Here is a 26,562-nt window from a genome sequence, read left to right as displayed (position 1 = left end):
TACAACAAACAAAAGAACGTTTATTATTTATTGAACAAGTAATAAAGATTGAGGCCATTATAATTTTTTGTGATTGAAGCAGAGAGCAAGGATCGCTGGTGAAAGTGCTATTGGTGACTAAGTTGCCTTGCTCGAAATATACTATTCCCTCAAAGGGCTAATGTTACATATCAGCAACAAACTGTGAAAAGTTTAAGACGAAAAAGTAACTATCCATCGGCCAGTCATATGTTGCTACAAATACTAACAATAGATTGGACTTGTCTCCCTGTGTAAGCCAGTAAGCCAATTCAATATCCGATAAATTTGGGGTGAGTATTGATGCAAATATTGTTGGATCATAGTCCGTTGATATGAAATAGGAGAGAAGTTATTGGTTAACGAAGGGGGCTTGTGCTGAACACCGAAAAGTATAGGTAATGAGCTTGGAGAAACTTATACAAGTTCATTACCTATGAAAATTGCATTGTGAATGCATAGGTTCATATTTTGAAATTTAGTCTGAGGATTTATGGACTTTCCCCTTCAAATATGTTCCTTAGCCTTTCGTATATTCTATTCGTTTTCATCATCAAGAAGGCGCAGGATATTTTCTATGACACCCGCATGATCACCTTTTCGAAATTTATCAATAAAATCTATATAAAGAAGCTCAAATACCCTTTCTAGTGTGTAACCATGTTCTGGCTGTACTTCCTCCATATCGGCAAGCAAAATTTCTCCACGTAAAGCATATTTCCTTCTCATGCGTAAATCCAACGTTTTTATTTCTTGGTTCTTTTCTTTATGGATTAATTTAAAAGCAGATTCCCCATACTTTTCAAGCCTTGAATCTTTACCAGCATACTTATCCAATGAGGTGAGCAATCGGAATATGGCATTTGAGTCTGGATTCTTTTTCGCAAACAGTAAAAAGTCATTATATAAAAGATTCATTAAGTCGTTTTGTTCGAAATGCAGGTCTGATAGGTCTTGAATATCTTCACAGAAAACTTCTGCTCTTAGAAATAGATTTAAGGGGACGTCTATACTCAGTAAGATGGTTGAAGATTTATTTACTTTATGGAGTAGCTTTCCGATAAAGTTTGTTGATCCAATTAAAGATAGTTCTTCATCTATAAGATTGGCTTGGCTATATTTCCCCATCTGTTACGCCCCCTAGTTGCCTTTTTTTGTATGCTTCTATAAATATCCGATGAGCTGCTTTTCGAACGCTGCATTTCCAACCGGCCGCATAATCACCTATCTTTTGATACGTTTCATGATCTACTTTGCAATGAACCGTGTAAGGCTGGTCTGTATAGGTGACGTCAGGGTATACGAGCACATGTTCAAGACCAAACAACAGTATTTCCGTGCCAAATGCTGTTTTGGAGCCATTCCAGTATCGTCGGGATTCCCGCCTTAAAATCATGTCCATGGGTTCGTCCACGGGGATTTTTATGTCATGAAGCTTATCAGAACGAACTTTTCTTTTTTGTGGTTCAATCGTTTTTTTATTAGAAGAAGAGAGAACCGGATTTAAATGTTTAACCTTTCCCATTTGGTTTTCCCCTTTCAGAATCGTCTTTTTCTTTGGGTTGGTTGGTCGGTTGGTTACATCGTTACGCTCTGCCAAGAGTGGAGGGAGGTATATTTACTAGGGATTGTGGCAATGCTTTTTTTAAGTGAGGTGATACGAAATGAGTAAAGATATTTCAAAAGAACTGGCTGAAAAGCTTGCTAATAAGGCATCCACACTACATTACGTAAAGAGCACAAATGAATCTAAAAAGAAATAATTAGCCTAATATAATCTTGATTCCACCCTGTTCAGTGAGTTTGTATGGGGCTTGATTCTGTTTTGTAATATAGTTTTGACCCGTCCAGTAACCATCTTCATCCCGCCCCCAATCTGGGCAGGGGAGAGGGACGTCAGCAATTTTATGTTTTTGAAGGATACTTTTATACTCGTTTGAATGTGCGGCAACAAATAAGGCCAAACGGATGATTTGATTACGGTCTAGATTGGTCGCTTTATACACATTCTCTATATAATTTTTATAAACGTCCGGGTATCTTACGGTAGGTCTATACACCATTTTCCTTCCTCCTTTTTAAATAGTATATGGACGTCTGCTGGTTAAAATGCCATTTGGTCAATTATGGTTTAGTGCAAAAATTCTGAGGTTGATCAAGGAATAATTAAGCTAGATTAGTCTGGTCTGGATTTTTAAAAAAAACAAACTAGTCTAATCTAAGTTAGACTAGTTTGTGGTGATTTAGTTTATTTTGTTATTTGAATCCATGGAACTTCCAATAAAGAGGGATAGTTTAAAAAAAAGAAAATTTGTCTGTTTGTTTTACTACTACGCCGTTAGATTAAGAAGGTAAGAGGGGGCATGTCCTACCCGAAACAGAGTAAAGTAAAGACATGCCTAGATATTGAATAGCAAGAAGGAATCCCCTTTTTAAAGCAAAAGTACGTGTGCCTAGGCATTAATATCGATTGATAACCACTACCTGTAAGGTTAACCCTAAAACTGCTTCATTTAGTCACATTTTTTGGCTATCGCACCATAGAACGTTCTGAAAACCAGAAGATATTAAAAGACAAAGAGAATAAAAGTTTCAAGGAGAGCTGTATATTCTTCTCAAGAATTATTCACCTAAAATCGATGTAAAAAAGCAAACTCATATTAGTCATGGCTAATATGTGTTTGCTTTTTTTTGAAGCGAACCAATCTATGATCGTGTTCATTTTAATTAATCTAATTTTGGTTTTTCATTCATGATAAGGGGTTATTATTATTTTTGACCATTAGGATGAGAGCATATTAACATATTATATGACTAAAAAAATTGATTTTAAAAAGATTTATCCATTTAAGTAAAAAATTGAAGTTACCCGATATGTTGTCGTTAAAACCACAATAAATATTTGATTTATTTTAAAATAAACCTCGTTAGAATATATAATTTATCTCCCTCCCACTATCCATCAATAGCAAACAGTGGAAGGTAAGAACAGCGAAATGGGTTGGCGAGAATACACCACAGGTATTGGTTTACATGGCATATCTTCAGGTGCCCTTAGAATGTGGAATGTGATTTATTATAAAGATTATAGATCGTATCAAAATGATACGGTCTTTTTTGTATCGCTATGAAGGCTCCCAAATTTAGTGAGGAAGGACCATTGTTTTCCAATGCGGTATTTTGTTATTTTATACACACGGACACACAAACACACGACTAGGAGGTGGCTAGTTGTCTAAAGCACCCGAAGGGCATAAGCGTCTTAGCGCTGATATACCAGAAAGGCTATATAAAGACTTTGCTAAAAAATGTATTGATGAAGGAGTGAGTAAAAAGGAATTTATTATGAGTCTTTTAGAAAGAGAGCTTTATAAAAAGAACTATTAGTAACAGCAATAGAAAAAGGCGCATTCTGCTGGCACAGAATACACCTTTGTTGTGGGCTTTTCGCCCAATTTTTAAAAACTGAATTTCATGGAGAGATTATCATGAAAAAGCCTTTAAATCAATTACAAATGGAGTTTTTAAAGAAACACGTACATAGCATGAAGAAAATGATGGTGCTTTAACTGAAGCTTTCACGTTCGATGGTGACCCAGGCATGATTTTATACACATTTGTGTCTCCGAATAAAACTGTGAAAGGTGCGGTTTTTATATAGATCAATAAATACAAAGGGGTTTTGTAAATGAATTTAAAAAAGGTTTTTAGTGGAGGTCTTGTTTTATTGCTTGTATGGGTTGTATCAGCTTGTGGGAGTGGTGTTAGTGGTGGAAGTGGTAAAGTCACAGAACTTACTCTCGATGAAGCTAAGGAGTTTCAACCTAATAAAGAAACAGGATTCGTTTACGTAAGAGATTCACTTGAATCTGAGGAAGAGGACGATAAAAATCAATTTAAAGAAATAAAACGTGTTGCTGAAGCTGAGGAAATTGATTTCTATGTTGCTAATGGTAAGGACTTTCCCCAATTAACTGCAGAAAAATGGGAAGAAGGTAAAGAACCGGTAAAGATACTCGATCAGAAGAACGGAACATTAGCCTACTATGAAGATGGTGAAATGATGGAGGAAATGGACTTTATGTATACTGATGAGGAAGAACTTTATAGCAAAATTGAGAAGTTTGTCCAAAAGGTTAAGTCCGATTACATCGATAATTAGGAGTAGATACTATGGATGAAATAGCAACGCATATACTTGAGAAATTTTCTGATTTTCTCGAAATAACCAATCCGATCTCTTACATGCTGCGTTGGATTGGTTGGGTAATTATAAAAGGATTGGCATGGCTTGTTGATAGTCTTGAAAATGTAACAGACAGTATTCTTCTAATAAAAGATTTTTATAATTACACAGATGTTGAGGGACTTGTCGATATGTTGTTGCCTCTCTGCGGAACTTTAATGGGTCTGTCCTTCCTGTATACAGGATATCAAATTATTTTTCAAAAGAAAGTGGATCGTGAAGGAATTATTGTCAATATGTTCATGGTATTTGTTGTTCTGGCTTTACTTGGCGAAGGCATGGACAAAGCAAATCAATTTACGGATGATGCTGTAAGTGTATTGGAAGAACAATCAGACGGCTCCACGGCTGAAAAGATTGTTAAAGATAATATAACGGATGTGGCTCAATTTGATGGAACAGGATGGAAAACAACTGAGCCCGAACATCCGAATCGGATACCAACTAGTAGTATTTTAAAGATTGATATCACACAATCGATTGATAAAGATTTTAAATTTGATAGTGGGAAAGAATTATCCGATGAAGGAAAAGAAGTTCTAGGCAGTAAGATAGCTTATGGGGATACAGGGAATCCAAAAATAGCAGAACTAGATGGTGGATGGTTCAAATATGACGAAAAATATTATCAATACCATGTGAGTTGGGTTACAGTCATTGTCACTTTAGCAATAACGGGGTTCACACTGCTGACAATCGCCATTAAACTTGCAAAATTATTCTTTGAAATGACCTTTAACTATGTTTTAGCAACAATCATAGCCCCAGCTGACATTCATTCAGGCCAAAAAACAAAACAAGTGATTCAAAGCATTTTAAATACCTTTCTTGTAACAATTATGGTGTTCTTAAGCATGAAAATTTACATTCTCGGTACGGACTTTATAGATGCTAAATTAGACGGTGTCGCATATCTCATTGCTCTATTCGCTTTTTCTCTTGCGGTCATAGATGGTCCTAACATTGTTGAACGGTTATTCGGCATTGATGCAGGATTGAAGTCAGGTTGGGGGGCAATAGCAGGTGGTTATGCTCTTGCAAAAGGCGCAGCCGGTGCAACAAAAGGTACGGCAAACACTCTGAAAGGATTATCAAGTGAAGGTAAATCCGCGGCATTGAAGGGTGTAAGTGGTATCGCAGGAGTTGCAGGAATAGCGCAAGGTCTTAGAGCAAAAGGACAGGACCAATCCAAAGAAGAGACTTCGAATGGTTCGGAAAATGGTCATTCTGCAGATTTCAAGGTACAAGATCAAAATCAAGAAAAGCAAAGTCTAAATGGTTCGGAGGGTTCTGGGGAAATTGAAACTGGAACACAAGAAGTTGCTTCCTCAATTGAACAAGAAATGGCACAACAACAGCAACAAGAAGGACAAACAGGAAAAGGAAAAGTGGTAGGGTTGCATCATCAAATGGATTTGAATAGTGTTTCCAGTAATAAAAAACGGAGTGCAGCTGCCAACAACAGTCCACACTCCATTTCGTCTGGATCGCTAACCAAAGTAGGAAATAGCGATCTTCAAAAAAATGAGACAGGTGACATCCACCCTCTTAGTAGTTCGTCGCCTGCACAATCAAATTATCCATCGATTTCGGAAGAAATGCAACTAGATTCAAATTCGGTTTCTTCCGAATTACCATCACAAGTGAACAATGGTGATTTCCAAAGAAGTGAGGAAATCTCAAGTGGATTTAACGAAGCAAGTAATTCACCAGTTTCATTTTCGCAGTCAAATAATTCGTCGGTTTCATCTGAAATGCAACAAGAATCTAATAACATAATGCCACTACAAGAAAAAAGAACTGATCGAGAAACTCGTCATATTGGAAGCATAATTTCAGATAATGTGCGGAACAGTCAATCTGTAAAAACAGTAAAACGAACGTACCAAATTGGACAAAATACAGGCGAATCTTTAAGGGAAAACATCGCTAAGTTTCGTCGAAAAGGCCAATAAAAAGTGAAATTAAAGAGAAGGTTTCCTTCTCTTTTTTTAATAACAATAAATAAAATAGGGGGACGTGAAGGGGACATTGTAGTTTTCTGAAGGGGACACAAAGGGGACATTGGTCGAAAATAGGGGGACATAAAAGGGACATTGATTAAATTTTAGTGATATCACTAAATAACTGTTTTTAAATTATCATTTAAGACCCACATCAGCCCACCTGATAAAGTTCATGTATCCCACGTCAGCCCACCTATACCAATCAGTAGACCCATGTCAGCCCACCTGGAAGAAATCAATGATATCATATAAAACACTAGGCTTTGCCTAGGATATCACCCTTGGTGATATCAGTTTTTCCTTATGCTCTTTTCTTTTTAAACAGTGGAAAGCTTGATTATAGTTTAATTAAAAAGGAGAGATAAATCATGGATATATTCTTAAGAAATATAGACCCTATTGTAGTAAAAAAATTTGATGAAATGGCAAAGAAAAAATCAATTTCAAGACAAGAATTTTTAAAATCATTATTAGAAAAAAACGCATACGAAAAAGATATAGATGAAAAAGAAGCCCGTCTCGAAATGATTATTTCAAAAAACATCGAAGCTATGGAGCAAATGAATAATTCGGTAACTAGATTAGAAAATTTGTTAGCTGATTTGATGGAAGAATAAATGGAGATAAATATAAGAAATGTTAATACCGATCCAGTAAAGATAATTAGATTTGATAAATATGGATTTATAACAAAACCATATAATTCTTCAGTTTTTTATCATTCTTTTGCCTTTCTTAATATAGGGGTACCGCCAGCAAAACGCGGATTTACAACGTTAAGGGTATTCTAGTATTGAAAAATCCCAATCTCTCAGTGATATAAATGAGAAATTGGGATTTAATTATTCAACAATTGCGCTCTTTAATTGAAGATTGCCGTGGAGTTTCCACGTTGCATAGATATTCCAAAAAAGACCCCAATTAAAATAGGACCATATCTCCTCTCAAACCTATGCTACTATTTTAATTGGGATTCTTATATAACCTATATTGTGTATTACACATCGGCTTTAACGCTAGAAAGGGAAACTATTGAGACAATGCATTAGACTTGATTTTTTTGCCAATTTAAAGACGATTGAATCACAAGTCATTCGAACCTTGCATTTAATAAAGTGACCCCGGTATTTTGTTGTGCAGAGGTTATTTATTAGTTACATAGGGTCTCTTTTATTAAATTGTAGTCCAGTACAGTAAACGTTAAGAGATCAGCTTCTCTTTTTAAGTAGAGTTCTTCTTAATTTTAGGTGGATATATTAAGAGGATTCTTGTATATCAAAATTATCTTGGTTAAAAGTATATTTAAACACAACACCTTTATCAGAACCTATATATAAATTCTTCTTATCAAATAAAGTAAATGGCGAGTGCAAACCATATCCTTCTCCATCTAAAGTCCATAATATTGAAGCGTCTTTTGTTGAAACTGCAAAAATATTTTGGTTTGTAACAAAGCATAAAACATTTCCAGTAATTAGAGTTAGAGATGTATAGTATAAGTTTTTAGAGAATTTTTCAGTCCAAACTTTTTCGCCAGTAAATTTATTAATACAATGTATCACGCCATCAATTGTTCCAAAGAAAACGAAATTATCGTTTAAAGCTGCACTAGAATTTATTTTATTATTTGCTTCAACTTTCCAAACTATTTCAGATGTTAAAATATCAATACAATAGAAGAAATTATCTTCAGAACCAACATAAGCTCTATTTTCCTGATTATCAACAGCTACAGTTGCATCAATAATTCCTCCTGTAGTTAACCTCCAAATTTCACCAAGATTAGAATTATTAATACAAACTAAATCATTACCTGTACCAAAAATAATTTCGCTACTAGGAAGTACACATGGGCTGCTATATATATCTTCAGAAATATCTGGGTTAAATGTTCTTTTATTAATTATTTCCCCTGTATCTTTATCAATCACATATAAGTTATGATCGTATGAAGCAGCATATACATAACCATTAAATAAAATAGGGTTAGCATGAAAAGCACCGTTTACTCTACAAACCCAGACTACTTCACCGTCTAATGATATTTTTCTCATTACTCCAGCATCATTGGCAAATATAAAATAATTATCGTCAACTTTTATTGGAGAGCTGTAATTGGGTCCTTCTGTGCCTATTTTCCAATTAATGTCGTTTTTTGTCTTATCAAATGATATTGATAAGATATCACCATTCCACAATCCTACAATAACTGAATTTGTTGAATAAACTAATGGCTTACTCCAGACTCTATCGTTTACTTCTATGAAATTTTCAAGAGTAGGAACCTTATGGAAATTATCAACAATGTGATTATCATATTCGAATTCAACCGAATTTTTACTCCAATACCTGTTCATTATAGCCTCCATACGTAATAGACTTTTTTGTTATACGTAAATATCTTATATAATAGGCAGTTGCTAAAATAACATTTCCTATGCCATCGATTATCCAAATATAGATTGGATTTTTAGTATAATAAGCTACTAAAAAAGATATTGGTAGTACAAATATATATGTTGTCAAAAGCGACATAATACTAGGCCATTTTGTATCTAGTAGAGAATCTAATATTGATAGATTCATGTATTGTAGACAATAAAATGGAAAGAAAATTATATGTACAATTAGTATATTTTTAGCTAACTCATATGTATCTGAACCAATTTCAATTGAGAATAATGGTATTAGGTTGGGAAGACTAACACATGTTATTAGAGCTATTAAAATATTTATGGACATTCCATATAAGAATAATTTTTTTATGGTACTTCTAAATAAATTATTCTTATTTTTTATCACTTTTGATAGAACAATGACCACTACGGTTGAAACTGCTTGAGGAATCATATACATTAGACTTGAAATTAAATCACCGATTTGATTACTCGCTATATTAATTATACCGCCAAGTCCTACAAACAAAACTAAAACAAAAGATGAGAACCATTCATTAACGTACGATATTCCTTTTGGTACTCCCTTAACTAAAAATTCTTTTAAGAAATCACTATGAAAGACGATTTTCTCTTTCGAAAAAATTTTAAATGGAAATATTTTATTTGATATAACCAAAAAAAATAGAATTACGGATATTCTTGCTATATTAGTTGCTAGAGCACTTCCTTCAATCCCCATAGCAGGGGCACCAAGATTACCGTAAATAAATATCCAGTTAAAGATTATATTAACAACATTACTAAATATTACTGTCCAAACTATATACTTAGACATATTAGTGATATTTAACAAATGAACAAAACACGTATAAACTAGTGCCCATAAAGCTGACCACTTTAACACAGAAAGGTATTTTTCAATTAAAAATACAACCTCTACTGGTTGATTAAACATAGTAAAAAAATATCCTGCGTATGCATTTATTATAATAATAGGGATTGTCATAAATAAAGAGAGGATTAATGTGTTAAAAAAATACCCTCTTAATATCAAATTATCATTTTCAGTATTAAATTTTGAGACCAAGGGTATAAACATTGAAAGCACCCCTTGAAAAAACATAAGAGACACTGTAAAAAAGATACCAGCTTGACCAATTGCCCCTAAATATTTCTCACCTAGGGGGGCAATCATGATACTATCAACAATTGTAAAAAGAAAACTTATTATATTGTAAAGAAAAATAGGAAAACCTATAAGTACAAATTCTTTAAAAGAAATAGTAGAATTCTTAATCATAGTTACTTTCTACAGTGAAAAGTCACTGAATTCCTCCTCCTATTCGTTCTGAAATCTCTAGTTTATATCCATTAGGATCTCGAAAGTATATGGATCTTGAAGAATGGTATTCAATTAGATGATCATAAAATAACTCAACATTATGAGATTTCAATTTTTCTAATGTATTATCAAAATCTCTAACTATTAATCCGAAATGTGTAATTTCTAATCCTTGGTTCTCTATATCTCTCCCTTCTGCAAACTCATGCATACATAAGAATATATTTGCCTTATTTCCCACTATTGCCCATCTAGTAGTAGCACGAACTCCAATCTCAATCAGTTCAAACCCAAATACTTTAGAATAGAAACTAATACTTTCTTCCAAATTTGCAACATCCAATTGGATATGATCTATTAAATCTACTTCTATAATACTTTCCTTAATCATGCTGTATAACTTCCTCCTTTATACTCTCATTTATAAGTCCTTTGATTATGAACTCATCAATTATACTTTCAAAATATTCCTTTTCATCTTTACCTAATTTAATACTTATATTGAATCCATTAATAGCTGAACTTAAGTTTAAATCATCTAGCAACATAATTTCTTTATAACCTTCTAAAGCCTTTTCATAATTCCGAAGTTCTTCATGTAGTAGACTTCTTTTGAATAGTGTATATATATAGTTTGGTCCATCTAGATTTAATGCTTTAGTATATTCTTGTATGGCCATTTCTTTATGCTCGAAATGAGAGTATATATCTCCTTTTTCCTGATATGTAATATTCCAATTCGAATCTATTTCTTCCATGGAATCTAAATACTTTATACTAGTTTCTAAATCTTTATGATAGTATGCGAATTCTTTAGATGAAGATTCATAATAGGTTTTTAAAGCTTCTGTCTTTTTAATGAAGCCCAATTCAGAACTAGCTTCCAATAAATCTGCTGTTTTATAAGACAGTTCCATTGTTTTTCTCATATCTTCTTTGTTGTTAAAACTCATAAATACCATAGCCGACGCTCTATAATAATTAGAAGCTGCTAATAAGTTATGAAAGTCTTTACTGTTTTTAATTTTCTTTTCATTTAATTTGCCTCTATCTAGAAACCATTTATAAATATCTACTGAGAAGGATTTGTTCTTTACATACCATGCTATTACCTGCGTTACAAACACCATTTCAGCACTAGGACTCAATTTGTTATTTTCTAATATGTTCTTAATTTTAGAAAACTCTTCGTCAAAGAAGTTTCTTGTTCCAAGTCTGTTTCCTAATAGGAATGATTGAAGATAATAGTAAGCTTGTTCTTTTGGCAAGAGTTTACTAAATTCCACATTCTTTAAAATGTTGTCAGCTAGATGGTATTTTCCCATCGAAGATAATACAAAACTAAGGTTTAATTTTTGTACGGGCGTTACATATGATAAATTACTTATTAACCACTTGATAATCTTTAAATTTGGTGATTGACTTTCGTAATTTAAATTCCTTACGTCTTCCAAGTTAAGATTCATAGATCGTGCTATCTCAAAATTCACAGTTTCATCAATTAACTGGCTTTGATAATACGGTACATCGTCAAAACTATGTGTTTCAAATGTCCTTACAACACTTTTCGACCAATTCGTAACATTATTTAAATCATGTTGTAAATGCATAACGGTAGAAAGAAAATCTGATTTTAATGAAAATATCATGTAAGTTCCTCCAGTTTATTTTCTAAGTCTGTAATATGCTCTAATGTATGACTCGTCACATTTAAAATTATGTCTCTTAAATAAACCTTTTTATCTCCGGCAAAATAATGATTATTAAACTTATCTATTTCTAAAAAATGCGAATTATATTCCCGCATTGTTAAAAATAATTTAATACTCAATGGTATTGACATTTTTGAATATTCCAATTTCTCTTTCCAGACATCCGCATCATGTATGTTTAACTTTAATTTCTTTCCGTTCTCAGCAATACACGTCTTCATACTGCTTATTGAGTTCATTTCAAATTCTAGTAGATGGTTTAACCATTCAGCAATGTATTCTCTAGTATGAATATTTACTTCATAGTTTAAATTTAGAAGGTTTTTAACTCTATCATATGACTCTACATATATTTGGTATAAATCTTGATTTGAGATAATTTTTCTTTCAATTATTTGATGATTATATCCGAAAGAGTTTATATACTCATCTTTTCTAATTAATTCATTATCAACCACATTACGAAACTTAGAATTAATTAAATTAGGGGACTTTTCATTTATATTGAAGTAAATCGTTTGATTTAAATTTTTAATTACGAAATGTTCATTACTAATGTTGTGCAACTTTCTTAGTTCTTCTAGGCCTATGCTACTGATAATTACTTTATTAGTTGAACCGGGGTATTCAACTATAGTATATAAATTGTTCTTATTAGTTATCATACAACCTATAGATCTATAATCTAATTCAAGTTTATTCACTTTGTCATCAAAAATAATAAAGTCAATCATAATTTGGAGTCTCCTATAGACGTAGTACATATAATTTTAGCTATAATACTGCTATAAATAAACTAAGAATAGAATGAGTCTATTACTCATTCTATTCTTAGTTTAAATGATAACTATTAAGTAGTTGGTGATGGGAATAATGATGGTTTCGGTAATTCTATGTTAATGCTTTTCATTTTCTTTTTCATATTCTCACCTCCCTAGGGAGTTTTTTATAAGTGAATCCGTACATATTTAACGTGTTCACTTATTATCTTTTTAAATATCAAGCTATTAAGTAGTTGGTGATGGAAATAATGATGGCTTTGGTAACTCTACATTAATACTTCTCATTTTCTTTTTCATATTTTCACCTCTTATGGATAATTTAGGAACTTCCTCTTAAATAATATATTGAATTTTCTGGAAAGTCAAATCGGTTTTTGGGATTTTTTGTGATAAAATGTAATTTAGTTGAAATAAAATGAATAAATGGTAAATTATTTAGAAGAAATAATTTTTATACTTGTTAAATAATAATACAAAGTAAGAGGTTGATAATATTGAGTATTATTAATATTGGAATACTTGCACATGTAGACGCAGGCAAAACATCTTTAACTGAATACTTACTCTACGAAACTGGAATAAAAAAAGAACTTGGTTATGTTGATAAAGGTAATACATCTACTGATTCTCACGAGTTGGAAAAAGCAAGAGGCATCACTATAAAATCAACTCCAATATCATTTCATTATAAAAACATAAAAATTAATATTATTGATACACCAGGGCATTCTGATTTTATTTCTGAAGTAGAAAGATCTCTATCAGTTCTAGATTGTGCAATTCTAGTAATTTCTGCGGTTGAAGGCATACAAGCACAAACAAAATTTATTTTTAACGAGTTAACCAAACTTAATATACCCACATTTATTTTCATAAATAAAGTTGACAGATCTGGCGCAGATTATGAAAAAGTACTTTATGATTTCAAAGTTCTAACTGAAAAAAGGTTATTGAAACTTTGCACTATTCAAAATGAAGGTAAGAAAAATTGTAGTGTATCTTTCGAAATGAATAAAACAAATATTCTTGACATTCTTTCGCTAGAAAATGACAGGATTGTAGAAATGTTTATTAACAATAAAATTAACGATTCTGAGATTCAAAATGATCTCATTAGACAGATTAGAGCTGGCCTAACTCATCCAGTTTTTCTGGGCTCGGCAATTCAAGGTAAGGGAGTAACAGATCTGCTTAAATTTATTGTTATGTTTGCTTCACATAATAACTGTATAAATGAAGATAAATTATGTGCATTGGTTTTTAAAGTAGAGATAAGTGACACAGGATCTAAAAAGTGTTTTTTTAGAGTTTTTTCTGGAACTATTAAAGTAAGAGATTCCATTAATATCATTAATAAATATAATGATGAAAACTCTATCAAAGTAAAAAAACTATGCAAGTTAGACTCAGGGAAAATAATTCAGAGTCAGTTTATTCAAACAGGAGATATTGGTGTTATTTATGATTCTATTCCTCAGATTGGAGACGTACTTGGTTATAAATCAGAGTTGATTAAACACCTTAAATATACTTCCCCTAATATAGAAACGTCTATTATTCCAGTAAACGAGAAAGACATATTCAAGTTATATAATGCCCTTTTGCAAATAAGTGAAGAGGACCCATTAGTACAAATAACAAAGGATGAAATAAGTAATAACATTAACGTCCGATTTTTTGGTGAGGTACAAAAAGAAGTCATAAAAGCGATACTCCAACAGAAATATAACCTTTCAGTAAAGTTTTCTGAAACGAGCGTTATTTACATTGAGAAACCTTTAAGTAAAGGCTTTGCTTTATATGAAATAGGTGATAGTAATAACCCGTTCTGTGCTACAGTTGGAATAACCGTGGAACCAAATAATACTGGTAGTGGTCTCGAATATGTTGTGAATTCCGAATGGGGTGCTCTACCGCACGCCTTTTATAAAGCAATAGAAGAAACAGTTAGGAACACACTAAAACAAGGTATATATGGTTGGGAAATTGATGGTATTAGAGTCACAATTACTCATGCTGCTTATAAAAGTCCAATAAGTACTGCTAGTGACTTTAGAAATCTTACACCATTAGTATTAATGGAAGCTATAAAAATATCTGGAGTAAGAGTATTTGAACCAATAAATGTTTTTAATCTTCATATACCATCCAGATTTCTTAAAAAATCTATTTCAAATTTATTACAATCTGGAGCTGAAGTGAATAATCAAATAACAAAAGAGGATACATGTTTTATTAGTGGATTTATAAAGGTAACAGAAATAGATTTATTTAGGCATAAATTGAAGGATTGGACTGAAGGAGAAGGGATTTTCATTACAGAACCACACTCATTTAGAGTATTAGCACCGAATGTATATCCAAGAAAAAAATTTGTAAGAATAAGTCCACTAAATAGAGAAGAATATTTACTTAGCATTTTTAAAGGATTAAAAAAGTAGTTTTTAAGGAGAGTTGTGTAATGATAGATATAAGTGGGATAAGAATTGTAATTACGGGTGCTACAGATGGTCTTGGACTTTATTTAACTAAAGAATTTATCAATACACACGATGCGAAAATTGTTGCTATTGGTAAAAGAGATATTTCTGAGACACCTTTATATTGCATTAAAGATAAGATTGAATATATTAAATATGATTTAAGAGATCCTAATAATATAAGTGATTTAGTTGATCGTACAATCAATGTTTACAATGGGGTTGATTTGTTAATTAATAATGCATGTCATCTTGAATCTGAAGGCACTTTATCGATAAACTATAACCATTTGCTTGATCACTTTAATGTAAATACTTTCTCTCCCTTATTATTCACATCTCAAATAATTCAAGAGATGAAAAAGGATGATTTCGGGAGAATCATTATGATAAATACTGAATCTTCTCTACAAGTAAGAGAAGGATTAGCTTCGTATTCAAGTAGTAAAGTGGCATTATTAAGTCTTAATAGAGCTATAGCACAAGCTCTAAGAGGTCATAATATAACTTCTAATTCAATTTTATTTAGTTCTTTAGCGACTCCGTATTATTTAAATGAGTATCAGAAAGCTGCAGATAATCTTAATGTAGATGTTAGAGAATTTACAAGTAACTTCTTGCAAAAAAATTTCCCATATTCAACATACGATTCTCTCATACCATTAGAAACTGTATTAGATACTATAATGTTTATTTATTCAAGCAACAATAGTTTGAATGGATTGAATTGGAAAATCGATGGAGGTGCTTTATCAACTATCATATAATATATGTAATTTACTGTTTGAATTAAAGAAAATAAGTTAGGTCGTCTTCTTAAAATGCTTTATGATTTGATGACCCAAAAGTAATAAACAGGTGCAGTAGTGATCACATCTTTTCTTCCAAAAGTTTCACTTTCACTAATTTACCAGTTACCTGAATAAACTAGTATACTTTCTAATTGGAATTCACCACAAAAAATCCCTGATCTTTAACAATCCCGCCCTTTGAAAAACATGATTAACTTTATTAAACAACAGTAAAAAATGAATTTGTTTACCAGATTAAACATCTTTATTGTCATTTAATAACAGAAATATTAGGTACTGTTCATGTTGTGGTTACTGTCAAAAAGCATACTTAATGACACGTTGGAAACAGGTATTATTCCACGTGTCATTAAGTGTTTTTTTTCATTTTGAAACATTTCAAATTGTTGATATACTTTTTGACATAGATTAATAGTTTTTGGAGGGAGTTGCTATTTTTGAAATTGGGGTACGTTCGTGTTTCAGCTAAGGATCAAAATCCAGAACGACAGCTTAAGAAATTTCGTGAACTTAAAATTGAAGAACGTTATATCTTCATTGATAAACAAAGTGGAAAAGATTTTAATCGTCCACAGTATCAGGCGTTGCTCCTAATCATTCGAGAAGGGGATTTGATTTACCTGGATGCATTAGACCGATTAGGTCGGGATTATGATGGGATTATTCGAGAATGGAAGTATATTACACGGCAGCTAAACGCAGATATTGTTGTATTAGAGAATGAGACGCTTTTTGATAGCCGGAAATTCCGAGGAATGGGTGATATTGGGAAGTTAATGGAGGACCAATTTTTAAGTTTGCTTTCTTATGTAGCTGAGCAAGAACGTAAAAAGAATAGACAACGGCAGGCTGAAGGAATTGAAGTAGCAAAGAATAAGGGAGTGAAATTCGGGCGTCGTAAGTACGAGATCAATTCTGATTTCATTGGGGTATATGATGAGTGGAAATCTGGATTAATTACTGCGACAGAAGGAATGAAGCGTCTTGATTTAAAGCCAAATACCTTTTATCGACGTGTAAAAGAGTATGAAGATCAAAGAAAGGGGCAACTCCCTTGCGAGGAAAAGAACTTCTTACAACAGACCAACGTTTAGAATGGATGGTACCTCCCAATGGTGAAAGAGAACTTGCTACTTACTACACCTTCTCACAACATGATTTGGAAAACATTCATAGTCATCGACGGGACTACTCCCCCTTTATACAGTTGGTTTAACATAAACTCTTTTGGCTGATTCAGGCATAATCAAGTGAAATCCTTCCTTTGACTCCTCTCATTCTGGCAGTAGTTTCCTACGTTCTTACGAATTACCCTTTTTTCTCAATTATCATTTCTTAACACATAGAAGTGAACGTTCACTCTCTATTGTAAATATAATACCAGTAGTCAGTGATTTACACAATATAAAAATCATAATATTCGGAAAATTAAGTCAAGTCTTTCGTTTCACTTACAAAACAGTTTCTCTTAACATAACTATATCTTGATATGCTTTTTGTTAGTAAAGTCCCAATCAGAGTCTATACTTCGTCAAGCTGAATATAGTATTATCTGAAATTTCAGATATAATATGACTAATAAAAAGATTAAGGAGGAGACTCAATGAGTTTACAAATGATACAAAAACTTACACAAGACATTGCAGAAGCGATTAGAGCAGCTTTTAACATAGATGTTGAGATTATAGATCATCAACTGAAGAGGGTTGCTGCAACCGGATTTGCCCGGAAAAAGGTAGGTCAAAATATGCTTTTTGGGACTGCTTGCCGGGAAGTTTTAGCAAAAGGACGACCTATTATAATTCGCCATGCTACGCAACACAAGATTTGTAAAATCTGTCCAGGGTTAGGCAAATGTACATATGTAGGAGGAATCGTTACTCCAGTTTATTTAAGAGGGAAAGTCATAGGCACTATTAATATTGTCGCTTATGAAGAAGTAAATATGGAAAACATTTATGATGCCAGACAAGGAATTCTCGATTTTATTGAAAAGATGGCAGAACTTATTGAATCGAAAATTATGGAAAAAGAATTCATACAAAAAAAGTTAGAACTCTTGAAAGAAATTGAGGAAGTTGCTAATTTTAATCCCAATGGTTTATTAATGACTGATAATATAGGTGTTATTAAATATGGCAATAACCTTTCCTTTTCATTGCTGGAGGAAGACCAACATGAAATATACGGAAAAAATATTTTTGACTTGTTCCAAAACTTTCCTGAAGAGATTTACTTAATAGGAAATCAACTACAGCAAGGGGAAATTTCCCTTAAACTGAAAGTAAGTGGCACCATGATTCTAGGTGAATATAAACAAATCATGAACGACCATAGGGTAACAGGTGTGATGTTTTCCTTTCAATATCTTAGTCATTACAATACACTAAGCCTACCTGAAGATAAGATTCAAATGAATGATATTCAAGGTAGTAGTAAGGCTTTTCAAGAAATTAAGCTTCAAGCTTTAAAGTTTGCCAAACATTCTTCTACAATTCTTTTAACAGGAGAGAATGGAACGGGAAAAGATTTATTTGCACAAGCCATTCACAACGAAAGCTCCAGAAACTCCGAACCGTTCATAGCGATAAATTGTGCTGCAATCCCGGAAAATTTGATAGAAAGTGAGCTTTTTGGATATGAAAAAGGGGCTTTTACAGGGGCAAACAACATGGGGAAAATCGGAAAATTTGAATTAGCAAACAAAGGAACAATATTTCTCGATGAAATTGGCACAATGCCTCTGTATCTGCAAGCAAAGCTGTTAAGAGTCATACAGAATAGGCAAGTTGACCGCATAGGAGGAAAAGAATCAAGAAAAATTGATATTAGAATCATTGCAGCCACAAATGAAAGTTTACAAGAATTGGTGAATCAGGGGACTTTCAGAAAAGATCTTTACTATCGTCTTCATGTTATTCCGCTCCATTTACCACCTTTAAGAGAAAGAAAAGAAGACATCTTACTATTAGCCAGAGGATTTATCAAGAAATTCAAAAAGTCTCTTTGCAAAAGTGGCACTCATTTGACGACGGAGGCTGAAAAATTACTGGATTCCTATCCATGGCCTGGTAATGTAAGAGAGCTTGAAAACATTATTGAATATGCTATGAATGATGTCCCTCCCAATAATATAACCATTAGCTCCGAAAATTTCCCTGCCTATTTTTACAAAGCTGTTTCTGAAGACCGGTCGGTCTCTATGATTACAGAAAGTACAAGTATGAGTCTAGAAGATATGGAAAATGAAATGATTCGCAGTTATTTAAGGAACTATGGTTGGTCTACAAAATCAAAAAGACTTATAGCACAAAAGCTAAATATTAGTGTTGCAACCCTCTATAGGAAGATTAAAAAATATCAAATATAAATATTAAAAATGAGAATTTTTCTTATTATGAGAATCATTTTTCTCAATATGAGAATATAAACTCCATTTTTCCAAAAAAACAGGGGAATTTAAAGGGAAAAAGTTGGCACACATCTTGCAATTAATTGAATACAAGGGGAGGAGGTTTAGTTTAGCTTCCCTTCCCTCATTCTGTTCCCTACCTAGGGTAAGAGGATTGAGCAAGTCAAAAGTTTAGGAATGATTGAGAGACACTCGGATATAGGGGGATGGAAGACATGGAGTAGTAACGATTATGGGTGAGGGCAAAGAGATGCCTCTATGATGACCATAACTACCATGACGGCAATCATCATGTGAAAGAAAAGTAAATAGAAGGAGGGAATTGCTTGAGCATTTTTTCTGAAGAGGCTTTAAAGGGCAAACACATTTTAATTACAGGTGCAACTGGAGGAATTGGTTATGAAACGGCCAAAATAGTGGCGGGAATGGGTGCCTCCGTTTCGATAACAGGAAGAAATCAGGAAAAGCTTACACAGCTATACACGGAACTGACTAACGTGACAGAAGAATCAAATCTTTCTGTAACGATTGCTGACATCACTCAGACTGAAGATCGAGTACAGCTTGTGAAAGAGTGCGAAAAAAAGCTTGGCACGATTACAGGTTTGGTCAATGCTGCAGCTATTGCAGGAAATTTAACAGTTGACAACCTTACAGAAGATTATTTGAACAATATGATGAACATTAATCACACCTCAACCATTATGCTAACACAACTGGTTTATCAAAAGATGCTCAAAAAACGGGAAGGAGCGATTGTTAACGTTTCTTCTCTTTCAGGATTAAGAGGAACCTTTAGCAACTCAGCTTATTGTTCTAGCAAATTTGCTTTAATAGGCTTTACCCAGTCCTTGGCATTGGAAGCGATACAAGCAAATATACGAGTGAACGCTGTTTGTCCTGGGTATGTTGATACGAATATGGCAAGAGATCTTATCGAAAAAAAAGCAAAACAATCGGGGATATTAATTGAAAGTAAAATAGCTGAAATTGAAGCCAGCATTCCGTCTGGAAAAATATCTACAACGATTGAAGTGGCCAATACAATCGCGTTTTTATTAACGGATGCTACGGGAAATATCATTGGGGAATCCATTAAGATTTCCGGTGGAAGTGTTTTGTAACTGATGCATGGTGGACCAATATGACACGCAATTGATCATTCATTTGGTTACTTTCTCCCTGATATGTGGTTTGTTTTGATAGTAACTGTACGATAAGTATTACCTGAATATTTTGGCTAGCGATTGTAAGTGAGGCAAAATATCCACCCTCATTTAGATTAAAATACAAATTTCAGAAAAGAGGTCAGATATGGAGATCACAGCATGGAGTATGTTTATAGATATAGGTTTTGCTTCACTTCTCTTGCTAATAGGAATGATCCTAAGAGCTAAAGTTTCCTTGTTTCAAAAATTGTTCTTGCCTGCAAGCATTACTGCAGGTATGATTGGACTTCTGCTTGGACCTAATGGATTAAATATTCTCCCTTTCTCCAATCAAATTGGTGTTTATCCAGCCATCCTAATTGCTGTTATTTTTGGTGCACTTCCTCTTTCTTCTGAAAAAGTAAAATGGAAAGAAGTTGCAAAAAGAATCGGAGGATTGTGGTCATTTTCCCAAGTTGTCATGATCTGCCTGTGGGGAGGAGGCTTGCTCTTTTCTCTCTTACTTCTCAACAATTTTTGGGGAGATTTGCATCAAGGATTCGGTGTTCTTTTAGCAGCTGGTTTTGCTGGAGGACACGGAACAGCTGCTGCAATTGGAGCTTCATTTGAGTCACATGGGTGGGCTGACGCTACATCAATTGGCATGACATCAGCCACGATTGGCATTTTAAGTGGAATCATTGGTGGAATGATTTTTATAAAAGTAGCTTCACGTAAAGGCTTTTTCACTCCACTGACCAATATGAACCTTTCTACTTCTTTGGTAAAAGGCTTAATTCCCGCTAAATCAAGAAAAAACGTCGTTATTGATACTGTTTCAAGTATCTCTATAGATCCGTTGATTTTTCATGTAGCCATTGTAATTCTTATTGGTATGGGCGGTTACTATTTGAGCCAATGGGGAGCTGCTTTACTTCCAATGGTGGCATTGCCAGCCTTTTCTTTGGCCTTTATTTTAGGGAATTTTGTAAAAAAACTGCTAGAATCTACGAAAAGTGATGAATATGTAAGTAAGGAATTAATTTCAAAGATAAGTGGAAGTGCAACTGACTTGCTTGTGGTATTTGGGATTTCATCAATTAGCATATCTGTTGTTGCGAATTATCTTGTGCCGCTCATCATTTTAATGATATTCGGCATTGTTTATTCGTATCTTTGCTGCACATACTTATCTCGCCACTATTTTAAGGAAAATTGGTTTGAAAAAGGGTTGTTCACTTGGGGTTGGCTGACTGGAAGCGTTGCAACAGGGATTGCCCTCCTTCGCATAGCTGATCCAGAAATGGAAACTAAGACGCTCGATGATTTCGGGCTGGCATACATTCCCATCGCTCCAATTGAAATCGCGATAGTTACATTTACTCCACTAATTATTGTTTCAGGCTATTCATGGGCATACATATTAGCCACACTAGGATTTGGACTAATAGTGTACGGCATTGCCCGATTAAACAAATGGACTGTTCAACCTTTATCTAATAGAAAAATCCCTGAAATTGGAAATACATCAGAGAAAGAAATGAAATAAATTTAGAACAATTAAAATGATATTGAGGAGGAATACCCTTGAATTATGAAGTAGGCGTAATTGGACTGGGAGTTATAGGAAGCATGACTTTATGGCAGCTAGCCCGTCAAGGTGTGTCGGTTGTTGGATTTGAACAGTATGGAATCGGACACGATCGTTCTGCGGCAGGTGGGGAGTCCCGCTTGTTTCGCACTGCATACAAGGAAGGACCACAATACGTGCCAATGCTTAAGGAATCAAAAAAATTATGGATAGAACTGGAAAAAGAAACAAACAAACAGCTGCTTTTACTTAATGGAGGATTAACAATTGGGCACCCTGATGCAGAATTTATGCAAAATGTATTAAAAAGTGTCAACGATTTTGACATAGATCATGAGATTCTTGATCATAAAACTGCAACTGAGAAATATCCTCAACATATTTTATTGGAAGATGAAATAATAATATTTGATAAAGAAGCAGGCGTCCTAAAGCCAGAACACGCGGTCCTGGCTGCAGCGAAAAGAGCTGAAGCGCTTGGTTCGTCCGTTCATTCATATACTAAAGTGCTAGATATTAAAGAAGTTTCAGACGGAGTAGAGATTCGAACCGAAAATGGAACATTCAAAGTAGGTCAGTTGATTGTTACTGCAGGCCCATGGCTGACAGATTTATTGCCGCAATTTAAGCGTGAAGTGAAGGCAAAAAAGATTATTCTCTCATGGTTTGCAGCAGAAGACATTGGCAAGTTTGAACCAGATTGTTTCCCAGTCTTTACAAGAAGGAACAATACGCACAAATTTTTTGGAACACCTTCTATAGACCACAGTATGGTAAAAGTCGGCACCAGCCTTCCAGTATGCGAAGTACCAGATCCAAACCTGCTAAACCGTACGGTTGAAATTGAGGAATTAAAGGATACCTTGGAAATTGTCCGAACGTATCTTCAAGGGCTTCATCCAGATCCCATCCGAGTTGCTGCTTATATGGATGCCTATTCATCTGATGATCATTCCGTTATCGGCAAGCTCCCTGGATCTGAGTTTATAACAGTTGCAGGTGGATTCTCTGGACATGGATTTAAAATGGGACCTGTAGTTGGGAAAATAGCAGGTGAGATTGCTCTCAACCAAGAGATAAGCTTTCCTGTTCATTCATTTGCTCCAGCACGACTACTGCAAAAAGTTGAAAAGTAGAAGTTTTAAATATAGCGTTTCAGACTTTAACAAACCTTCATTTTTTATTCGAACTCAAAAGAGGCTGTCCCAAAATGTCACTGAAAAGTGACTTTTGAAGGGCCAGCCTTTCTTTTGGTCACTCTTTTAAGGAAATTTTGAAGTAGTAGAATTTGAGGATACACTGAAGGATATTCTAAATCTAAACTTCCTATCAATGCGAAGATTGAGAATGTTCTTTTATTGGATGGTGATAAAATAATGATTCACATCACTTTTTGTGATTTAACGTAAAGAAGGAAAACACTTTAGACCTCCTGGCAATAATGTTAGATTTCCAATCAAAGGTTCTGGTGCAAAAACTTCAAGACAATTGAAATTAATCTCTAAATCTTGGACATACTGATACTATTACTCTAAAAAAGGTGTGTGATCAGTATGTCTAAGGAAAATTTATTTAAATAGAAACATTATCAACCAGAAATTATTCTTCTCACTGTCAGATGGTACCTACGGTACAACCTTAGTTTTCGTAATCTTGTAGAAATGATGGAGGAACGTGGTCTATCAATGGCTCATACAACAATTATGCGTTGGGTACATCAATATGGCCCTGATTTAGATAAGAGAATTCGTCGTCATCTTAAGCAGACCAATGACTCGTGGAGAGTAGATGAAACATACATAAAAGTAAAAGGACAATGGATGTATTTGTATCGTGCAGTCGATTCAGAAGGGAATACGATTGATTTCTATCTAAGTGAATTAAGAGATAAACAAGGGAGCCAAGAGCTTTTTTAAGAAAGCCTTGGCTACTTGCCTTTCTACAACTCCACGTGTGATTACGGTTGATAAGAACCCAGTTTATCCTGTAGCGATTCAAGAGTTAAAAGAAGAAAAAAGTATGCCAGAAGGCATACGAGTACGACAAATACGGTACCTGAACAACATTGTGGAACAAGATCATCGTTTTATAAAAAAACGGGTCCGTTCCATGTTGGGATTGAAATCGTTTCGAACAGCCACCTATATTTTGAGTGGTATCGAAGCTATGCATATGGTTAAAAAAGATCACCCTCATCAACGGGCATAGTCTGCCCAAAATGAGGTTGAATTCATTCATAAGTTGTTCGGAGTAGCTGCTTAATCTCAAAGTTAACAGGATATTACCATTCTATGTTTCTATTGCATTAATTTTGCACCAGAACCCGTTTTTCTGAAATGGTTTTCGAGATGGGAGTCCATTATTTTTTTGGCTTTTCCCCATGCCCATTGACCAGATCGGCTAGGGCAGAACTCCATTACACTCTCTGCTAGTTTACTTTCTCCGGCTTTTAATACCGCCTCTGAAGTAGGATATTCCTTTAACATCAATAAAGAAACCTTCGAATATAGATCCCCAAAAACCTTCCGGTATTCAGGAAACACTTGATCTAAAATGGTGTGAAACTGAAGTTTAGCTTCCACATACATATTCGTTACGATTTCCTGTTGTCTGGACAAATTCCGAAGGTCTAATAGCTGAATTCCTCTAATTTTATGAAGTTCTAAATCCTCTTTGTAATACAGCACACACAACTGGTACGCATCGATAGCGTCTGTTTTTACTTTCCGTAAACTGGACTTCTTTGCCTGATAAGAAATAATCGGATTTAGTAAGATATATAGAATCCCTTGATCCTCCAGGTATTGAATAACAGGAGAATGGTAATGCCCTGTAGATTCTAAAATGACCATAGGCATCTGCCTTGTCACCTCTTCAATTTCTTTTAGAAATTCTAAAAAATGATCTAACTCCTCTTTGATATGCTTCATTGAAAAGCTCTTCCCATACGGTTTAGATTGATCTAAGAATGCCTGAACTTGGCTCTCTCCTTTTGCCACATCCAGACCGACAACTGGATTCGTTGTTTTTCCTCCTCTACTTACTAACCAGTACCCCTAGCCCTCCATGTAGTGTCATAGCTTCGCTTGTTATACGAGATCTGTGTCCCAACCAGCCTCAAACATGTTTCTACAAGTAGGGGGCGGACAGTTTAGTTCACGGGATCAAGTCCCACGCACCCGTACGTCCTACCCTGGCTACTGATATAATAGATTCTATTAAAAAAGGTCAACCAGTAAAAACTGGCTAACCTTATAATACGAACGCACCCGTTAGTTTATTAAGACAAATAAAAAATCTATTTCTTAATGTACAGGAAATCGATTTTTTGATTTAAAATTGTTGGTGGTACCCCTTAACGTTGTATATCCGCATTTTCCTGACGCTGCCCCAATAGGGGTACGGAAATGATTCGAAGAGTGAGGGGCCACTATGGGAGTAAATACCATTAAAACAATTTTGATAAGTGTATTTGAGACGCTTTAAAGCCTTGAAAATCAATAAATCGCTACCTTCTCAATAGGGTGTACTCTATTGGAACGAATTTTTGAGAGGGATTTTTTCAATAGAAGACTCGATAAGATAAAAGCACTGAACTTAGGTAATTTGGACAAGCATGTATTTTTTCACCCCATTAAAAAGGAGTGTTGTATATATGGGATGGTATAACAAAAGCTACAATCAGCGTCCTCCACAGCTTCCAATCCCACCACCCCCACCAGTCCCACCACTCTAAGCTGAAATTGGGGTACAGACATCAAAACGGAAACCTGCTTAGCCTGTAATGGGCTGGGCTTTTTTACTTTTTACGGTATGGCGGAAACTATCAGAACCTTGTTAATTATGGTTGCTTTACCAGTTTGATAGAGTTAAAATTATCAGTAACTTAAAAACGAACGGATAAACAAAAAAGCCATTTCCATATGTTAGTGTTTCTCAGGCACTAACGGAAATGACTTCTTCTATAACCTAGTGTGCGACCACTAAGTTAAATTTTTAGCCCTGACGCAACAGGACTATTTGATACACCTATTATAAACTCATTGTCTACTGAATTTCAAAATGTTCAAGTTGGGAAGATTAATTGCAAGATGTCAGTAAAGAACTACTCTAGGAATATCAAGTTGTAACATAAAATTCAGGTTTACGGTTAACTACACTAGGGAGTTTTTCTCTCACACGATGTACACGATCAAGGTCAATATCAGACATAATCAAAGTTTCTTCTTCGCCTCCACTAGTTGCTATAACTCCCATTGGATCGACAATCATACTCCGTCCAGAAAAGATATTGCCGGCTTGGTTAGAAGCACAAACGAACACAGTATTTTCAATGGCTCTGGCACGGAGTAGAGTTTCCCAATGATCCTCTTTCATAGGCCTAGTGACAGGGTAGCTGCTCTAGACCGCAAAGTATTGTTTTCATCCTCTAATCAATAGATTACACTCAAAAGAGTGATTATTCTAAAGTTAGGGGAAGGTTATTTAGGGGTACTGCCAACATTTTAACGAAAACATACGCTAAGACAATATTTGGAACATAAAAGCCGAATTTCCCTACGCTAAGGGAAATTCGGCTTTAGTTATTTTCATTGACGGTAAAGACTGTAAACT

20 protein-coding genes and 3 pseudogenes are annotated in these 26,562 nt (G+C 34.2%); 13 read left to right on the top strand and 10 right to left on the bottom strand.

The genetic code is table 11. The annotated features are described in order from the left end of the window. Positions 1-555 precede the first annotated feature (555 nt). The 3 genes from MPH60_RS24920 to MPH60_RS24910 form a co-directional block, all read right to left on the bottom strand. On the bottom strand, positions 556-1,146 hold the full coding sequence (locus tag MPH60_RS24920; RefSeq protein WP_241594582.1) for a hypothetical protein: 591 nt from the start codon (positions 1,144-1,146) through the stop codon (positions 556-558). Continuing rightward, complete coding sequence (locus MPH60_RS24915) at positions 1,133-1,543, bottom strand: hypothetical protein (protein ID WP_241594581.1); 411 nt, start codon at positions 1,541-1,543, stop codon at positions 1,133-1,135. The genes MPH60_RS24920 and MPH60_RS24915 overlap by 14 nt, the downstream gene beginning before the upstream one ends. Positions 1,544-1,781: 238 nt before the next feature. Next, positions 1,782-2,081 carry a hypothetical protein gene (locus MPH60_RS24910; RefSeq protein WP_241594580.1) on the bottom strand — a complete coding sequence of 100 codons (300 nt, stop codon included), beginning with the start codon at positions 2,079-2,081 and terminating at the stop codon, positions 1,782-1,784. Between the two features lie 1,168 nt (positions 2,082-3,249). Between MPH60_RS24910 and MPH60_RS24905 the strand changes: the two genes are divergently transcribed. The 4 genes from MPH60_RS24905 (at position 3,250) to MPH60_RS24890 (ending at position 6,887) form a co-directional block, all read left to right on the top strand. Continuing rightward, positions 3,250-3,405, top strand: a complete 156-nt coding sequence (locus MPH60_RS24905) for a hypothetical protein (protein WP_241594579.1) — start codon at positions 3,250-3,252, stop codon at positions 3,403-3,405. A 301-nt stretch (positions 3,406-3,706) separates the two neighbouring features. Beyond that, the gene (locus MPH60_RS24900) at positions 3,707-4,180 is read left to right on the top strand and encodes a hypothetical protein (protein WP_241594578.1); all 474 of its coding nucleotides are present in this window, start codon (positions 3,707-3,709) and stop codon (positions 4,178-4,180) included. A gap of 11 nt (positions 4,181-4,191) precedes the next feature. Further along, positions 4,192-6,219: a pLS20_p028 family conjugation system transmembrane protein gene (locus tag MPH60_RS24895; RefSeq protein WP_241594576.1), complete on the top strand. Its 2,028-nt coding sequence runs from the start codon at positions 4,192-4,194 to the stop codon at positions 6,217-6,219. A 419-nt stretch (positions 6,220-6,638) separates the two neighbouring features. Further along, positions 6,639-6,887 carry a hypothetical protein gene (locus tag MPH60_RS24890; protein WP_241594575.1) on the top strand — a complete coding sequence of 83 codons (249 nt, stop codon included), beginning with the start codon at positions 6,639-6,641 and terminating at the stop codon, positions 6,885-6,887. A gap of 639 nt (positions 6,888-7,526) precedes the next feature. On the opposite strand, the gene MPH60_RS24885 is transcribed toward MPH60_RS24890, so the two are convergent. From MPH60_RS24885 to MPH60_RS24865, 5 genes are read right to left on the bottom strand one after another with little or no spacing between them, the layout of a single operon-like run. Beyond that, the gene (locus tag MPH60_RS24885; protein ID WP_241594572.1) at positions 7,527-8,627 is read right to left on the bottom strand and encodes an outer membrane protein assembly factor BamB family protein; all 1,101 of its coding nucleotides are present in this window, start codon (positions 8,625-8,627) and stop codon (positions 7,527-7,529) included. After that, entirely contained in the window at positions 8,608-9,969 is a 1,362-nt protein-coding gene (locus MPH60_RS24880; RefSeq protein ID WP_241594571.1) for an MATE family efflux transporter, read from the bottom strand. The genes MPH60_RS24885 and MPH60_RS24880 overlap by 20 nt, the downstream gene beginning before the upstream one ends. Positions 9,970-9,991: 22 nt before the next feature. Beyond that, positions 9,992-10,402: a VOC family protein gene (locus tag MPH60_RS24875; RefSeq protein WP_241594570.1), complete on the bottom strand. Its 411-nt coding sequence runs from the start codon at positions 10,400-10,402 to the stop codon at positions 9,992-9,994. Next, positions 10,395-11,660: a tetratricopeptide repeat protein gene (locus MPH60_RS24870; protein ID WP_241594569.1), complete on the bottom strand. Its 1,266-nt coding sequence runs from the start codon at positions 11,658-11,660 to the stop codon at positions 10,395-10,397. Before MPH60_RS24870 ends, MPH60_RS24875 begins: the two co-directional genes overlap by 8 nt. Beyond that, positions 11,657-12,457 carry a hypothetical protein gene (locus MPH60_RS24865; RefSeq protein ID WP_241594568.1) on the bottom strand — a complete coding sequence of 267 codons (801 nt, stop codon included), beginning with the start codon at positions 12,455-12,457 and terminating at the stop codon, positions 11,657-11,659. The genes MPH60_RS24870 and MPH60_RS24865 overlap by 4 nt, the downstream gene beginning before the upstream one ends. Positions 12,458-12,999: 542 nt before the next feature. Here MPH60_RS24865 and MPH60_RS24860 point away from each other — a divergent pair. The 9 genes and pseudogenes from MPH60_RS24860 (at position 13,000) to MPH60_RS24825 (ending at position 24,156) form a co-directional block, all read left to right on the top strand. Further along, a complete protein-coding gene (locus MPH60_RS24860; protein WP_241594567.1) occupies positions 13,000-14,946 on the top strand; it encodes an elongation factor G in 1,947 nt (648 codons plus the stop codon). Positions 14,947-14,966: 20 nt separating this feature from the next. After that, positions 14,967-15,752 carry an SDR family NAD(P)-dependent oxidoreductase gene (locus MPH60_RS24855; RefSeq protein ID WP_241594566.1) on the top strand — a complete coding sequence of 262 codons (786 nt, stop codon included), beginning with the start codon at positions 14,967-14,969 and terminating at the stop codon, positions 15,750-15,752. A gap of 482 nt (positions 15,753-16,234) precedes the next feature. Then, positions 16,235-16,891, top strand: a complete 657-nt coding sequence (locus MPH60_RS24850; protein WP_241594564.1) for a recombinase family protein — start codon at positions 16,235-16,237, stop codon at positions 16,889-16,891. 5 nt (positions 16,892-16,896) lie between these two features. Further along, on the top strand, positions 16,897-17,013 hold the full coding sequence (locus tag MPH60_RS28050; protein WP_442957029.1) for a hypothetical protein: 117 nt from the start codon (positions 16,897-16,899) through the stop codon (positions 17,011-17,013). 387 nt (positions 17,014-17,400) lie between these two features. Further along, on the top strand, positions 17,401-19,167 hold the full coding sequence (locus tag MPH60_RS24845; RefSeq protein ID WP_241594563.1) for a sigma-54-dependent Fis family transcriptional regulator: 1,767 nt from the start codon (positions 17,401-17,403) through the stop codon (positions 19,165-19,167). 368 nt (positions 19,168-19,535) lie between these two features. Continuing rightward, positions 19,536-20,333, top strand: a complete 798-nt coding sequence (locus MPH60_RS24840) for an SDR family NAD(P)-dependent oxidoreductase (RefSeq protein WP_241594562.1) — start codon at positions 19,536-19,538, stop codon at positions 20,331-20,333. 190 nt (positions 20,334-20,523) lie between these two features. Then, positions 20,524-21,906 (top strand): sodium/glutamate symporter, encoded by a 1,383-nt coding sequence (locus MPH60_RS24835; RefSeq protein WP_241594560.1) that lies wholly within the window; start codon positions 20,524-20,526, stop codon positions 21,904-21,906. Between the two features lie 38 nt (positions 21,907-21,944). Beyond that, positions 21,945-23,084, top strand: a complete 1,140-nt coding sequence (solA, locus tag MPH60_RS24830) for an N-methyl-L-tryptophan oxidase (protein ID WP_241594559.1) — start codon at positions 21,945-21,947, stop codon at positions 23,082-23,084. A 462-nt stretch (positions 23,085-23,546) separates the two neighbouring features. Continuing rightward, positions 23,547-24,156: pseudogene (locus tag MPH60_RS24825) on the top strand (IS6 family transposase). 116 nt (positions 24,157-24,272) lie between these two features. On the opposite strand, the pseudogene MPH60_RS24820 reads toward MPH60_RS24825, so the two are convergent. Together MPH60_RS24820 and MPH60_RS24815 are read right to left on the bottom strand one after the other, a co-directional pair. After that, positions 24,273-24,953 (bottom strand): annotated as a pseudogene (locus MPH60_RS24820) (IS110 family transposase); the annotation flags it as partial. A gap of 1,114 nt (positions 24,954-26,067) precedes the next feature. After that, positions 26,068-26,328 (bottom strand): annotated as a pseudogene (locus MPH60_RS24815) (nitrilase-related carbon-nitrogen hydrolase); the annotation flags it as partial. Between the last annotated feature and the right edge of the window lie 234 nt (positions 26,329-26,562).

The sequence above is a fragment of the Peribacillus sp. Aquil_B1 genome (genome assembly GCF_022603275.1).
In the GTDB taxonomy this organism is placed as follows: domain Bacteria; phylum Bacillota; class Bacilli; order Bacillales; family DSM-1321; genus Peribacillus.
Note: the sequence above shows the minus strand (reverse complement) of the source record. Positions and strands in the feature narration are given on the sequence as shown.

Coding starts and splice junctions, on each gene's coding strand:
- MPH60_RS24920 (WP_241594582.1), bottom strand. CDS start 1,146: ATGGGGAAATATAGCCAAGCCAATCTTATAGATGAAGAACTATCTTTA.
- MPH60_RS24915 (WP_241594581.1), bottom strand. CDS start 1,543: ATGGGAAAGGTTAAACATTTAAATCCGGTTCTCTCTTCTTCTAATAAA.
- MPH60_RS24910 (WP_241594580.1), bottom strand. CDS start 2,081: ATGGTGTATAGACCTACCGTAAGATACCCGGACGTTTATAAAAATTAT.
- MPH60_RS24900 (WP_241594578.1), top strand. CDS start 3,707: ATGAATTTAAAAAAGGTTTTTAGTGGAGGTCTTGTTTTATTGCTTGTA.
- MPH60_RS24895 (WP_241594576.1), top strand. CDS start 4,192: ATGGATGAAATAGCAACGCATATACTTGAGAAATTTTCTGATTTTCTC.
- MPH60_RS24890 (WP_241594575.1), top strand. CDS start 6,639: ATGGATATATTCTTAAGAAATATAGACCCTATTGTAGTAAAAAAATTT.
- MPH60_RS24885 (WP_241594572.1), bottom strand. CDS start 8,627: ATGAACAGGTATTGGAGTAAAAATTCGGTTGAATTCGAATATGATAAT.
- MPH60_RS24880 (WP_241594571.1), bottom strand. CDS start 9,969: ATGATTAAGAATTCTACTATTTCTTTTAAAGAATTTGTACTTATAGGT.
- MPH60_RS24875 (WP_241594570.1), bottom strand. CDS start 10,402: ATGATTAAGGAAAGTATTATAGAAGTAGATTTAATAGATCATATCCAA.
- MPH60_RS24870 (WP_241594569.1), bottom strand. CDS start 11,660: ATGATATTTTCATTAAAATCAGATTTTCTTTCTACCGTTATGCATTTA.
- MPH60_RS24865 (WP_241594568.1), bottom strand. CDS start 12,457: ATGATTGACTTTATTATTTTTGATGACAAAGTGAATAAACTTGAATTA.
- MPH60_RS24855 (WP_241594566.1), top strand. CDS start 14,967: ATGATAGATATAAGTGGGATAAGAATTGTAATTACGGGTGCTACAGAT.
- MPH60_RS28050 (WP_442957029.1), top strand. CDS start 16,897: ATGGTACCTCCCAATGGTGAAAGAGAACTTGCTACTTACTACACCTTC.
- MPH60_RS24845 (WP_241594563.1), top strand. CDS start 17,401: ATGAGTTTACAAATGATACAAAAACTTACACAAGACATTGCAGAAGCG.
- MPH60_RS24835 (WP_241594560.1), top strand. CDS start 20,524: ATGGAGATCACAGCATGGAGTATGTTTATAGATATAGGTTTTGCTTCA.